The sequence below is a fragment of the Streptomyces sp. NPDC055955 genome (assembly GCF_042270245.1).
Classification (GTDB): domain Bacteria; phylum Actinomycetota; class Actinomycetes; order Streptomycetales; family Streptomycetaceae; genus Streptomyces.
Window position 1 is genome coordinate 54,356 of the sequence record NZ_JBHJYS010000022.1, and the last position, 14,006, is coordinate 68,361.

General features: G+C 70.1%; 9 protein-coding genes. 2 read left to right on the top strand and 7 right to left on the bottom strand.

Going from position 1 to position 14,006, the window contains the following annotated elements:
• From ACFC96_RS34465 to ACFC96_RS34495, 7 genes are all read right to left on the bottom strand, one after another.
• Complete coding sequence (locus tag ACFC96_RS34465) at window positions 1-2,091, bottom strand: acetate--CoA ligase family protein (protein ID WP_376615894.1); 2,091 nt, start codon at window positions 2,089-2,091, stop codon at window positions 1-3.
• A gap of 29 nt (window positions 2,092-2,120) precedes the next feature.
• Complete coding sequence (locus ACFC96_RS34470; protein WP_376615896.1) at window positions 2,121-3,407, bottom strand: MFS transporter; 1,287 nt, start codon at window positions 3,405-3,407, stop codon at window positions 2,121-2,123.
• Between the two features lie 233 nt (window positions 3,408-3,640).
• Window positions 3,641-4,282 carry a TetR/AcrR family transcriptional regulator gene (locus ACFC96_RS34475; RefSeq protein WP_376615898.1) on the bottom strand — a complete coding sequence of 214 codons (642 nt, stop codon included), beginning with the start codon at window positions 4,280-4,282 and terminating at the stop codon, window positions 3,641-3,643.
• A 73-nt stretch (window positions 4,283-4,355) separates the two neighbouring features.
• The gene (locus ACFC96_RS34480; protein WP_376261154.1) at window positions 4,356-4,874 is read right to left on the bottom strand and encodes a DUF3592 domain-containing protein; all 519 of its coding nucleotides are present in this window, start codon (window positions 4,872-4,874) and stop codon (window positions 4,356-4,358) included.
• A 286-nt stretch (window positions 4,875-5,160) separates the two neighbouring features.
• Window positions 5,161-5,853 carry a DUF899 family protein gene (locus tag ACFC96_RS34485; protein WP_376615900.1) on the bottom strand — a complete coding sequence of 231 codons (693 nt, stop codon included), beginning with the start codon at window positions 5,851-5,853 and terminating at the stop codon, window positions 5,161-5,163.
• Window positions 5,854-6,083: 230 nt separating this feature from the next.
• On the bottom strand, window positions 6,084-7,235 hold the full coding sequence (locus tag ACFC96_RS34490; protein ID WP_376615902.1) for a hypothetical protein: 1,152 nt from the start codon (window positions 7,233-7,235) through the stop codon (window positions 6,084-6,086).
• Window positions 7,236-7,352: 117 nt separating this feature from the next.
• Complete coding sequence (locus tag ACFC96_RS34495; RefSeq protein WP_376261148.1) at window positions 7,353-9,236, bottom strand: SpoIIE family protein phosphatase; 1,884 nt, start codon at window positions 9,234-9,236, stop codon at window positions 7,353-7,355.
• A gap of 119 nt (window positions 9,237-9,355) precedes the next feature.
• On the opposite strand from ACFC96_RS34495, the gene ACFC96_RS34500 reads away from it, so the two are divergent.
• A complete protein-coding gene (locus tag ACFC96_RS34500) occupies window positions 9,356-13,312 on the top strand; it encodes a HAMP domain-containing protein (protein WP_376615904.1) in 3,957 nt (1,318 codons plus the stop codon).
• Entirely contained in the window at window positions 13,309-13,947 is a 639-nt protein-coding gene (locus ACFC96_RS34505; RefSeq protein ID WP_340456963.1) for a response regulator, read from the top strand. Before ACFC96_RS34500 ends, ACFC96_RS34505 begins: the two co-directional genes overlap by 4 nt.
• The last annotated feature ends 59 nt before the right edge of the window (window positions 13,948-14,006 follow it).

Consider the following 14,006-nt stretch of genomic DNA (forward strand, 5'->3'; position numbering starts at 1 on the left):
TCACGCGGGTTCTTGTGCGGAATCGGCCGTCAGCACGATGAGCGAGTCGACGGCGACCGGGGTGCCGTCCAGGCTGACGAGCAGCGGGTTGATGTCGAGTTCGGCCACGCGGGGCGCCTGGGTGACGAGCTCGCACACCAGCGACAACACCTGGGCGAACGAGGTGGGTTCGAGCCCTGGGTGGGCGGTGGCCAGCATCGCCGCCACCTGGTGCACGGCTCCCGGCCTCGCGGGGAGCCGGATGACGTGCCTCGTCGCGCTCGCGTCCTCCGCGCGATCACCGCCGGGTCCGACGATGACGGCCGGCCCGTAGTGCAGGTCGCGGACGGCTCCCACCGCCAGTTCGCCGCGGTGGGCGAGCTGGGGTTGCACCACTGCCTGGGCGTCGCGCAGGCCCAGCTCAGCGGCCCTCTTCAGCAGAGTGGCAGCCACGTCGGCCAGGTCTTCCACCGGGACTTCCAGGCGTACGAGTCCCAGCCGGGCGCGGTGCGGGGCGTCCGGGGAGTCGATCTTGACCACGTAGGGCCGACCCACGTGCGGCCGGGGACTCACGGCCGCCGGTGCCACGGTCGCGGCATCATCGACGCCCACCGACTCCACGTACGGCACTCCCAGCTCCCCGAGGATCCCGCTCGCGAGGACTTCCGTCACCACGCCGGGCCCGAGAGGCAGGCGGGACGCCACTCTCGCGGCAGCCGCCCTCGCGACCGCCGCGGCGCCCTGATCGACGGGTTCCGGTTCAGGGGCACGTATGACTGCGGGGAGTGCTCGCATCAGGCTTGCGATGCTTGCGTGGACCACTCCGGAGGGCGTTCCGGCCAACGCACCGTCGGGAGGACACGCCCAGACAAGCCACCCGGGTGTCTCCAAATCCGCAACCGTCACGGCGAGTTGCCGGAAGATCTCCGGGTACTGGTCGCCGAAGGTGAAGTAGCAGATGATGCCGTCGAGGGCGGGGTCCTGGTCGAGGATCTTGAGCAGTTCACCGAACGACTCCGTGTTCCGGTAGAACTGCCCGCCCAGGTCGATCGGGTTGTCGCTCGCGGCGATACCCGACAGTTCCAGTGCCTCCACGGCGGCCCGCGTGCTCGGTCCCAGTTCGGGGACCTCCGCGCCCAGGGCGGCGAGCCGGTCGGCGATCACGGCCCCTGCGCCACCGGACATGGACAGCACCGCGAACCGGGGGCGCGAGGGCAACGCGACCGGCCTTTGCATCGCCGTCATCAGGTCGGCGAACGTCTCGTCGTCCTCGGCCATGTCGATCCCGGAGTCCCGGCACAGCGCCCTGAAGTGCAGGGGGTCACCCGCGACCGCCGCCGTGTGCGAGAGCGTGGCGCGGCCGCCGGCCTCGCTGACACCGGACTTGAGGACGATGACGCGCTTGCCCAGTTCGGCTGCGCGACGGCCGAGCCCGGCCAGTGCGGCAGGGTCCCGCACCTGCTCGACGTACAGTCCGAGGACCCGCACATCGGGCCGCTCCAGGAGGTAGGAGCCGACGTCGGTGAGGCTCAGGCAGGCCTCGTTGCCGACGCTCGCGTAGTAGGAGTACGCGGCGCCGCGCTGGTTGAGGAGGGCCGCCAGCACGAATCCCATCGCGCCGCTCTGTGTGACGACGGCCAGCGGTCCGGGCGGCGGGGCCGGGCGTTCCACGTATGCGCTCGGGGTCACGTGGGCCGCGGCGGGCCTGCTCACCAGGCCGAGGCAGTTCGGTCCGAGCAGCGGCATGTCTCCTGCCGCGGCCCGCAGCCGCTCCTGCAGTTCACGCCCGCGGTCCCCGTTCTCGGCGAAGCCCGCCGTGAACAGGACCACCCCCCTCACACCGCCGCGCCTGGCCCGCTCCACCACGTCCACGGCGGAGTCGGCCGGTACGGCGACGACGAGCACGTCCAGGAGATGCCCCTCGCTCACCAGGTCGTCGATGGTGGGCAGGTCCTCATCGGGCTCGCGCGGCTCGACGGCATGGATCTCGCCCTCGTAACCGCCGGACTTCAGCACGTCCACGACGCGGCGGCCCCAGGTGCCCGGCCGCCTGGACAGGCCGATCACGCCGATCGTGCGGGGAAAGAAGAGTGCGTCGAGCGGGTGCGACATCGAGTGACTCCTTTGCTTGACCTGGGGATTCAGCCGGTCAGTCCGAAGCTGCGGGCCTCGCGTTCAGGGTTGACGGTCAGCAAGCCGACGAGCCCGCCGACGATCAGCAGCCCGGCACACAGGGTGAAGGCGACCTCGAAGCCGGCGGTCGCCGACGGCGCGGCATCGATGATCCGCCCGGTGACGGCCGGGGCCACGACGCCGGCGAGGGTGACGAGGGCAGTGCTGGTGGACAGTACGGAGCCCCGCCGTCGGACGGGTACGACCTGCGCCCCGATGAGGTAGTTCAGCGGGAAGACCGCGGTGGGCAGACCGAAGGAGAGGGTCATCAGGAGGACGGCGACGCTCCCACCCGCGAAGGGCAGGGCGAGCATGCACGCGCCGGCGGTGATCACCAGCAGCCCGCCGGTGACGCCGCGGGCGATGCGCCCGGTCGCTCCACGGCGCATCCAACGGCCCGTGATCCAGGGGGCGGCCAGCAACGCGGCCGCGCCGGCGATGTTCGGGACGACCACGAGCCTGCCGGCCTCTGCCGCGGTGTATCCGAGAGAGTCCTCCAGGTAGGTGGGCAGCCAGGCCACGGAGAGGGCCAGGGCCCAGTAGGCCCCGATCCCCGCGGTCAGCGTCCCGAACCAGGTGCCGTTGAGGAAGAGACGGCGGTACGAGACGTGTGGCTCGGCCCGTGCGTCAGGGCCGACCGCGCCGTGGAGTGCCGCGTCGTACGTGTCCAGCGGGCCCTCGCGTCCGACGAACGCCCACAGGACGACCCACACGAGCCCCGCCACCGCCAGGACGGCGAAGGCCGAGCGCCAGCCGTGGTTGCCGATGAAGTACACCAGCGTCGGCGCGGCGATCGCCAGACCGAGCGCTCCGCCCATGTTGATCAGCGCCGTCGGAACCGACCGGGAGCGCTCCGGGAACCACTTCTGCACCGCGTGCACCGCCATCGGCGCGGTCGGCCCCTCCGCGGCGCCGAGCGCGATGCGGCTGACGTAGAGAGCGGGAACACTGGCGGCCAGCAGCACCGGCAGCGCGGTCAGCGACCACAGCACCGCCAGGGCCGCCATGATCCATGTGGTTCTCACACGGTTGGAGACGAAGCCGACGATCACGGCCGACAGGCTGAACAACAGGTAGAAGGCGCTGGCGATCGCGCCGTACTCGCCCGCGGTGAGACCGAACTCCTTCCTGATCGGCGTCGCGGCCAGTCCGAGCACCGCCTTGTCCGCGAAATTGATCACCATCAGGGCGATCAGCATCGCGGTGACCGCCCAGCCGCGCATGCTGCTCGCCATGGTCGGTGCTGTGTCACGCACGTCGGATCTTCCGACCAACTCCGGCGCCGTCATCGTCACTCGCCTCCCGGCCCTTCGAGGGATCCGCGCATACCGCTTGGTATGTCCCGGCGTGACGATGAAACCGTCCCTTTAGCGTTCCGTCAACGGTGGGCGAGGCACCTCTTTAGCGAAACGCTAAACCCGGACAGGCTTGCCACGGACGGATATTGGGTGGTTGACCTGCACAGACTCTCGCCGCAGGGTCGGCCGACTCAGCCCTTGGAGGAGTTGGCGGAGTTACCGTACGAGTCCCGCGAGGGACCGTCCACGGCGGTGCCGAGTCGTTCGGCGAGGGCCACGACCCGGTCGTCGAGCTCCCGCACGCCTACGCCGAACTCCTTGGCCAGACGTGAGCGGTTCAGGACGTAGCCGACCGTGAGGGACTGGAGTGTGGCGTGCAGGGCGACGAGGTCGACATCATCGTCGATCAAGCCCTCCTCGCGATCCCGCCGGAACAGCTCCTGGGTGCGTTCCAGATCGGGCATCAGCCTCAACTGCGTATCTCCGTCGAGGAGCAGAAGCATCGCGAGCCGGAACGCCGAGGCGTACCGGATGCTGCTCTTCAGTACGTGCCGGACCCGTTCGGCGAAGGGCGTGGGGCCGTCCTGGAGGCGGATGGCGGCGATGCGCTCCCGCACGTTGCGGCGCAGCGCCGAGCGCAAGAGGTCCCGGCGGGAGCCGAAGTAGTGATACACCAACCCGCGGTTGACCCCGGCGTGATCGGCCACTTCCCGGAGGTTCAACCCGCCGAGGACGCCGTCCCGTTCCAGCAGTTCGCGTGCGGCGCGTTCGAGTGTCTGGGCGGTGAGTTCGCTGTCCATCGACGGGCCGGAGGCCTTCTCGTTCTTGCCCATGACCTCACCCTACGACGCGGCGTCAGTACGACGTCCTCATCGTAGGGTGCCCATCAACCGTCGCACCGGGCTGTCAGCCGACCGCAGGAACCGCGAGCCCGGATCCGCCGCGGGCCAGGCGGGAGCGCCGCCGCGTCACGATCGCAATGGCCGTACCGATGCCCGCGATCAGCAGCCCGATCCCGCAGAAGATCAGCGGAATCAGCCACAGCGAGACAAACCCGTTGATCTTGGCGTCCTCGGGGTCGTCGGCGCGGTACAGGACCTCGACCCTCTCGCCCTCCTCGTACGCCGGGGGGTTGGAGCCCATGGAGCTCCGGAACGTCGTCGGCGCACCGCCCGACGGCGTGAACTCGACGACCGGATGTGCCGTGGGCCCGCTGCTCTGCCGCGACTTGCTGCTCGAACTGACGCTGCCGCCCTGCCACTCCAGGGACACCACGGTCCCCTCGGCGCGCTCCGCACCCGTCACGAACGAGATCGACACCCCTCCCACGATCGCCCCGATGACGAAGAACAGCGTCCCGAACGCGATGACCCCGAACGTGATCCACCAGCCGGCACTCCGCCGCCCACGTACCTGAACCTGCACAACGTTCCTCTCACTTGTCCGGAGTGAGAGGACGCTATCCCAAGTGCAAAGACCGCCGCGCACCCGCCCCCACGTCGTTCACGACGCGGGGAACGCCGGGGATTTGGTCCGGCCTGATCCGCACGCAAGGCCCCGAGCCAGCGACGACGTGACGAACTGACCGACGGATCCGCGCGCATGACCACCGGTGATGTCGACGGCTCCCCGGCCGCCGGCGCCGACATCCGCGCGGCCGGCGGTACGGGCATCGGCCGAGCGCACGCAGGGACGCCATGGTCGGGCGCGGTCAGCCGTTCCCGCCGTAAGCCGCCGCGATCTCCTGCGACTGCGCCCACCGACTGCCCGTCGGCTGCTGCGGCCAGCCCTCCGGCGAGTCCTGCCACTCCTCCTGGCGGCCGTACGGCAGCAGGTCGACCAGGCCGAACAGATAGCTCAACTGCTCGACGCCGCGGCCGTCGGTGTGCCAGGTCCGGTACACCTTGTCGCCGTCGCGCAGAAACACGTTGACCCCGAATCCGGCGTTGGGCGGGGCGCCTACGTCGCTGCCGAACGAGCTGTTCGCCGTCGAGTACCACGTCATCTCGTTCCCGACCTTGCGTTTGTAGGCGAGCGCCTCGCCGATCAGGCCCTGGGTGACGATCACGAACCTGGCGTCGAACTTCTCCAGGCCCATGAGCCGGGTGAACTGGGTCGTGAAGCCGGTGCAGCCGCTGCACTGCCACTGCGCGTCCTCGAACCACATGTGGTGGTAGACGATCAGCTGCGGGCGGTCTCCGAAGATCTCCGCGAGGCGGACCGGGCCGTTCTCTCCCTCCAGCACGTAGTCGGGCATCTCGACCATCGGCAGCCGACGGCGCTGGGCGGCGACGGCGTCGAGCTCCCGGGTGACGGCCTTCTCCCGGACACGCAGCGCCGCCAGCTCCTTGTGCCAGGTGGCCGCGTCGACGACGGACGGCAGGGCGTTTTCGGTGGTGGACATGGTGCCTCCGGACGGATCTGGTGCCTGTCGGGGAGTACTGACTCCCGGGGCGGCCGAAAGTCATCGGTCGCCCCTCAGCAAGATCGCACCGGCGACGGCCACCGGCATCCTCAGGAGTGATCGGCTTCAAGAGCCGCTTGGTCGGCATCGACGCCCGCATGATCAGCCGACTGGCCGGACCACTGCCCGGCCGTCACCTCCAGGACGTCGGCACCCTCTCATCGTTCGGGCTACTTGTTCGGACCCCGGAAGCGGCCGAACGCCTTCGTGAGGGCGGTCAGGGGAGAACCGTCCAGTCTGACCGAACCCGGATCGGCCGGCCGCGGCACACCCGCGCCGCCGGTCGCCTCCGCCAGCGCGGCCTGCGCCGCCTCGGCCGCCTCCCGGTACAGGTCACAGGACTTCGTCATGGCCTCCAGCGCCTCGGCGTACCTGGCGACCATGCCTTGGGCGTGGACCAGCTCCTCGTCCGGTGTGAGCAGGTGCCAGCCCTGGCGCAGCCGCGTCAGGGCCCGCTCGGCGTCGGCGGGCAGCGGCCTCGGCAGCGCGGCGAACTCCTTGATCCTGTCGAGGAGTTCGGTCGGCTCGGAACCGTCCAGGAAGACGCTGCGCACCGTGAGGCGCTCCGCCTCGTAACCCGGGACGGGCGGCACCGCGGGCAGGACGACGGCGCCACCGCGCGGCATCCGCACGCTCAGCTCCCGCTTCATCGCGAAGTCGGCGATCTGCGCCTGGTCCGGCGTGCCCCGGTGCTCGACCACCCGGTGCCGCAGACTCGGCGGAAGGAACGCCGAGACCGGCTTCTGCCCCATCGCGTCGGGCGTCATCGCCTCGTGCACCACGACATGGATGTACCAGCTGTTGCGGGTGCAGTCGCGCAGCCGGTGGCGCAGCTCGTCGTCGTCCTTGGGCAGATGGTTCGCCGCCCGCAGGCGCACGCCGGGCACCGTGTCGTGGTCCCAGTCGACCCGGTCGCTGTCGGGCCAGAACATGGTGGCGGGCGAGGGCCAGAGCGCGTCCCACGCCCGTTCCGCCTCGGCGGCGAGGACCCAGGTGACGCCCTCGCCCTCCTTGCGGCGGGCCTCGGGGTCGTACGTCGTCAGCTGTGCGCGCACGGTGACATCGTCGGCCACGTGCCAGCGGGCTTCGAAGAGGCGGCGGGCCGCGGGGCCGGGGTCGGCGGATCCGTCCCGAGGGTGCAGGGTGGTGGAGCGGGCCGCCTCGACGGGGTCGAGGTCCAGGAAGTCGTCGAGCACCCCGGCCGCCTTGAGGGCGATCAGGTTGCGCCGGACGTCCTGCTCGGGCTCGGGCCCGAGATGGCGCCCGCGCCCCAGCCACGCGGTATCGGGGGCGATGGTCGAGGAGCTGCTGTTCTTGGCCATGGAATCGTTCTGTGGGTGATCGGGGGCTCGACCAGTATGGTCCCTACATCTGTCGAGGGAAGGGGAACCCCGTCCTCGACTTGCGTGAATCATGGCGGAGCGGCCCGAACCCCGACGTCAGGCGCGAGGTGGCGGCCGCTGAGCGTGGCCCGTGGGCGCGTCGTCCGTCGGCGCCTGGAGCACCAGTACGGACAGGTCGTCCTCGACCGGGCCCGTTCCGAAGTCGTGTGCCGCTCGCCGTACATGCTCCGCGAGCGCCTTGGCGCCCAGGCCCATGCCCTGGCGGAGCACGTCCGCGAGGCCGTCGTTGTCGTCCAACTGCCAGTTGCCGCGGCGACGTTCGGTGACGCCGTCGGTCACACACAGCAGCGTTTCGCCGGGCGCGAGATCGAAGGCGGTCGCCCGGAATTCGGCGCCCTCGTCGATGCCGAGCAGCATCCGGGGTTCGCAGGCCGGCTCCACCCGGCCGTCGGTGAACAGGTGGAGGGGCAGGGGGTGGCCGGCGCTGGCGACCCGGCAGCGCGCTCCCGCCACGCCCGGTTCGACGGCCAGCTCCCCGTACAGCAGGCTGAGGAAGCGGGTGGCTGCCTGCTCCCCGTCGGCCGTGAGCGCTTCGGCGCTGTCCTCCGCCATGGCGGTGTTCAGCCGGTCGAGCACCGATTCGACGCCGTGGCCCTCGCGCGCCAGGAGCCGCACCAGGTGACGGGCCAGGCCCGTGACGGACATCGCCTCCGGGTCCTTCCCCTGCACGTCGCCGAGCAAGAAGCACCAGCGGCCCTCGCCCTTCGGGAAGATGTCGTAGAAGTCGCCGCCGACGGTCTGCCCCTCGCCGTGCGGCTCGTAGACGATCGCGCTGTCGATCCCCGCGATGCGGGCCAGGGTCGTCGGCAGCTGCCTGCGCTGGAGGGCGACGCTGATGGACGTCTGTCGCGCGTACTGGCGGGCGGTGTACACGGCCTGCGCGACGCGCCGGGCCACGTCGTCCACCATCCGCACCACCGCGTCGGTCATCTGCAGCTGGCCTGTCCGGCCCAGCAGGAGTACCCCCACGTCGGTGTCACGGACCGTGAGCGGGAAGGCGAACGCCGACCCGCCGGCGCGGTCGGCCCCGGCGCTCTCCGGCCAGGGCCAGGGCGTGCCCCCGGCACGGATTCCGGCGGACGGCGGCATCCGCTCCAGCTCGTCTCGCAGCGGCACGATGCGCCGTTCGTCGACGTGCCAGACCCGGGAGAGCTGCAGGCCCCGCCCCTGGGTCCGCAGCCAGATGCCGCACCAGTCCGCGAGCCGGGGCACGAGCAGCTGGGCCGCGAGCGCGGCGACCATGCCCTGGTCGAGCTGCCCGGCCAGGAGCTCACTGGTCTCGGCGAGGAACGACGGGCCGCTGCGGTCGACCCATTCGGCGGCGTAGCCATGACTGCGCGCCAGGGGTTCCCGCGGCCTCACGTCACTGTGTGCGGCCCGCACGGTCCCGGGTGCGGCGGTCTCGCCGGCAGGGGCGGGTGGGGCCTCGTCCTGGGGACCCGCCTCCGCCGACGAGGACTCCAGCCGGAACCACACCCGCTTCTCCGACCGACGGTAGGTCACGCCCCAGGCCTGGGAGAGCGCGCTCACCAGCTGGAGGCCGTAGCCGGGCTCACCGTGCCGGGCGTCCGCCGCGCCGCGAACGCCTCTGGAGGGGTGACGGTCCGCGACCTCCACGACGACGGCCACTGCGGCATTCGGGTGCCGCTCCAGGCGGCAGACGACGTCGATGTCGGTGCCGGCGTACACGACGGCGTTGGTGACCAGCTCGCTGACCAGCAGAACGGCGTTGTCCACGAGCCCCTGCGGGACCGTTCCGGGAGCGGGGATCGGGTCCTGGCCGGGAGGCGTCGCGGTGGCCGACATCCGGCCCGTGAGCACCGCACGCACGAATCTTCGCGCCTGTGCGGACGCGAGCTGGTTCGCCGGCAACTCCTTGCTGCACACGAAATCTGCCGAGTGTGCGGGCAACGGGATCACGACGCCCCCTGTGTGCGCCAACAGCGGCGGGAGAAGTATTTTCGCGCCCCTTATAATATGACAAACATGAGTAAACAGGCCGCTGGTGTGCATGACGAACTCCGGGCGGAGGGTGGTTCATGACCACGGACACAACCCGGCCCGACGCGGCCGGCCGTACCACGGCGGACTCCGGACAGTGGGTCCGTGCGAGTGAGCTGCGCCCGCTTCTGGCCGCGCTGAAGGACCTCCGCGACGGTGACTTCACGGCGTGCGCGGACGGTTCGCCGGATGATGGCGAGGCCGCCCCGCGAGACCCGGTCGTCGCGGAGATGAGCGCTGTCCTCAGTCAGATCACCGCGCGGAACGCGCACCTCGCCACGGAGCTCCAGCGCGTCCGGCACGAGATCATCCGGCGCGGCCGGCTGGACGAGCGCATCTCGGCGAGTCCGGGCTCGGGCACCTGGACGACGAACGTGGAGGCCGCCAACACGGCGATCGAGGCGCTGGTGGGGCCCGTCGCCAAGGCCACCCGCGTCCTCGACGCCGTCGCGGACGGCGATCTGACCCAGCACGTCGATCTGCACGACGGAAGCCGCCAGCTCCGCGGCGACCTGCGCCGCCTGGGCATCGGCGTGAACCGCATGGTGGACCAGCTCTCCCTGTTCACCGGAGAGGTGACCCGGGTCGCCCGCGAGGTCGGTACCGAGGGACGTCTGGGGGGTCGTGCGAAGGCGCAGGGGCTGTCCGGCGACTGGCTCCACGTGACCGAGGCGGTCAACACGATGGCGTCGCGACTGACGGCGCAGGTGCGGGACATCGCGGTGGTGACGACCGCCGTGGCCCGCGGCGACCTGACACAGCAGGTGACCGTCGAGGCCACCGGCGAGCTGCTGGAGCTGAAGCTCACCGTCAACACGATGGTGGACCAGCTGCGGGCGTTCGCCGACGAGGTCACCCGGGTGGCCCGCGAGGTCGGCACCGAAGGCCAGCTCGGCGGCCGCGCCCAGGTCAGGGGCGTGTCCGGGGTCTGGAAGGACCTCACCGACAGCGTCAACTTCATGGCCGACAACCTGACTTCCCAGGTCCGCAACATCGCCCAGGTCGCCACCGCCGTCGCCGAGGGCGACCTCGGGAAGACGATCACCGTGGAGGCCAAGGGAGAGATTCTCGAGCTGAAGTCGACGATCAACACGATGGTCGACCAGCTGTCCGCCTTCGCCGACGAGGTCACCCGGGTGGCCCGCGAGGTGGGCACCGAGGGCAACCTGGGTGGTCAGGCCCAGGTCAGGGGCGCGTCCGGGGTCTGGAAGGACCTCACCGACAACGTGAACTTCATGGCGCGCAACCTCACCTCCCAGGTCCGCAACATCGCCCTGGTCACCACCGCCGTCGCCAACGGAGACCTGTCGAAGAAGATCGACGTCGACGCCCGCGGCGAGATCCTGGAGCTGAAGGACACCGTCAACACGATGGTCCAGCAGCTGAGGGCGTTCGCGGACGAGGTGACCCGTGTGGCCCGTGAGGTCGGCACCGAGGGACGGCTCGGCGGCCGCGCCCAGGTCCACGGCGCCTCCGGGGTCTGGGAGAACCTCACGGACAACGTCAACTTCATGGCCGACAACCTGACCTCGCAGGTCCGCAACATCGCCCAGGTCGCCACCGCCGTCGCGCGCGGCGACCTGTCGAAGAAGATCGACGTCGACGCCCGCGGCGAGATCCTGGAGCTCAAGACCACGATCAACACCATGGTCGACACCCTGTCCGCGTTCGCCTCCGAGGTCACGCGTGTGGCCCGCGAGGTCGGCTCCGAGGGGCAGCTGGGCGGCCAGGCCCGTGTGGAAGGCGTCTACGGGACGTGGAAGCGCCTGACGACCAGCGTGAACGAGCTGGCTCTGAACCTCACCACCCAGGTGCGCGCGATCGCCGAGGTCGCCAGCGCGGTCACGCAGGGCGACATGTCGGGCTCCATCTCGGTGGAGGCCCAGGGCGAGGTCGCCACGCTGAAGGACAACATCAACCTCATGGTGGCGAACCTCCGTGAGACGACCCGCGCCAAGGACTGGCTGGAGTCCAACCTGGCCCGTATCGCCGGGCTCATGCAGGGGCACCGCGACCTGGTCGAGGTCGCCGACCTGATCCTCCGCGAGCTGACCCCGCTGGTGAACGCCCAGTACGGTGCGTTCTTCCTGGCCGAGGCCGCCGCGGAACCCGGAGAGAACCTCGAGCTCCTGGCCGGTTACGGCACCGGCCAGGAAGAAGGCCACAGGCCACGCCCCCGGCTCAGCCTCGGCGCGCCCGGCTGGGGTCTCATCTCCCAGGCCGTCGCCGAGAAGCGGCGGATCCTCGTCGACGCGGTCCCCGCGGACTACATCACCATCAGCTCCGGCCTCGGCGCCGCGCCGCCGGCCAGCGTCGTCATCCTGCCGATCCTTTTCGAGGACCGGGTGCTCGGCGTCATCGAGCTCGCCTCGTTCAGTCGCTTCAGCGAGGTCCACCTCGCCTTCGTCGACCAGTTCGTGAACACCATCGGCGTTTCCATCAACACCATCATCGCCAACTCCCGTACCGAGTCGCTCCTTTCCGAATCGCAGCGCCTCACCGCCGAACTGCGCCAGCGCTCCGACGAGTTGCAGACCACCAACGCCGAACTGGAGGAGAAGGCGGCGCTGCTGGCCACGTCCTCCCAGTACAAGTCCGAGTTCCTGGCGAACATGTCGCACGAGTTGCGCACGCCTCTCAACTCTCTCCTCGTGCTGTCCCGGCTTCTCGCCGACAATCCCTCCGGCCGGCTCTCCTCGGAGGAGGTGGAGTTCGCCGTCACCATCCACCAGGCGGGCTCCGACCTGCTGCAACTGATCAACGACATCCTCGACCTGTCGAAGATCGAGGCGGGCCGGATGGACGTTCACCCCAAGACGCTGCCGCTGGACAAACTGCTCGACTACGTACGGGCCACGTTCCAGCCGCTCTCCGGGGACCGCGGCCTGTCCTTCGACATCACCGTCGGCGAGAACGTCCCCCGCGAGCTCTACTCCGACGAGCAGCGCCTCCAGCAGATCCTGCGCAACCTCCTGTCGAACGCGGTGAAGTTCACCTCGTCCGGCGGGGTGGAACTGCGCGTCGAACGCGCGACGCCCGCGGACTTCGAGGAGGAGACACTGCGCGACGCGGACGAGATCATCGCCCTCGCCGTCAAGGACACCGGAATCGGCATCCAGCCGGAGATGCTCAACGGGATCTTCGAGGCGTTCCAGCAGTCCGACGGCGCCACCAACCGCAAGTACGGAGGCACCGGTCTCGGCCTCTCCATCAGCCGGGACATGGCGGCCCTGCTCGGCGGCAGGATCACGGCCGAGAGCGAGCCGGGCGTCGGTTCCACCTTCACCCTCTACGTCCCCGTGCACTACACATCCCGCGCGCTGGAACTCCTCCCCACAGACGGCTCGATGCCGGCCGTCACCGGACCGGACCGACCGGCCGTCCCGCTCAAGGCCCGCGCGACAACCCCCGCGGAACTCGACGTGTTCACCGACCCGGCGTCCGTGCCGCGCACGGGAACCCGGACCGCCGACGACCTCGCCGACATCATGGACGAACACACGAGCTGGCCGGAGACGACCCGGCTCAAGGACTGGCTGACCGGCGGCGCCGCTGGGGTGCTGGCCAACCGCCGCATCCTGATCGTCGACGACGACATCCGGAACGTCTTCGCGCTCACCCATGTGCTGGGGCGCGTCGGAATCACCGTCAAGTACGCCGAGAACGGCCGCGAGGGCCTGGAGGTCCTCGACCGGACACCTGATGTGTCCCTGGTCCTGATGGACATCATGATGCCCGAGATGGACGGTTACGAGATGATCGCGGCGATGCGGCGCACACCCCGTTTCGCGAATCTGCCGGTCATCGCGCTCACCGCCAAGGCCATGCCCGGCGACCGCGAAAAGGCCATCGAGAGCGGCGCGAACGACTACATCCCCAAGCCGGTGGACGTCGACCGGCTGCTGTCGGTGATCTGCCGGCTGCTCGAACCACAGACCTCTTCGCAACCGCCCCCGGACGCGTCCGGTGACGACAGCCAGGGGCGGGCGCCATGACGGCGCCGCAGGGAGCGGCGGCGGACACCTCCAGCATCCTCATCGTGGACGACATGGAGGAGAACCTGGTCGCACTCGAAGCCGTGCTCGGCTCACTCGCCCGCGTGGTCCGCGCGCACTCGGGCGAGGCGGCGCTCAAGGCGATGCTGCGGCAGGAGTTCGCCGTCGCGCTCATCGACGTACTGATGCCGGGCATGAACGGCTTCGAGACCGCCGCCAACATCAAGGGGCTCGACCAGACCAAGGACATCCCGATCATTCTGCTGACCGGGGCCGCGGTCGACCCGAACTACGCGTATCGCGGCTACACGGTCGGCGCGGCGGACTTCCTGATCAAGCCGTTCGACCCCTGGCTGTTGCGGACCAAGGTCAACGTCTTCCTCGAACTGCATCGAAAGAACCGCCAACTCGCCGATCAAGCGGAGCAGTTGACGCGCCTTCTGGCGGTCGACGTGCCCACGACGCCCCCCGAGGAACAGCACCGTCTTGCCGACGTGGAACGTCAGCTGGCCCAGTTGCAGATCACGCTGCGCGAAAGGGAGGGCACGGACGAGTCCGACGCGGCGGCCCTCGCCGACCGGATCTCCGTACTCGAAAGGGCTGTCGGACGGCTGGTGGAAGGCCAGGAACAGTAGGCGCGGGCCCGGCTCGCCCTGCCGGCCGGTGGCGAACCCGCCCGGCAGGGCCTCGTGTC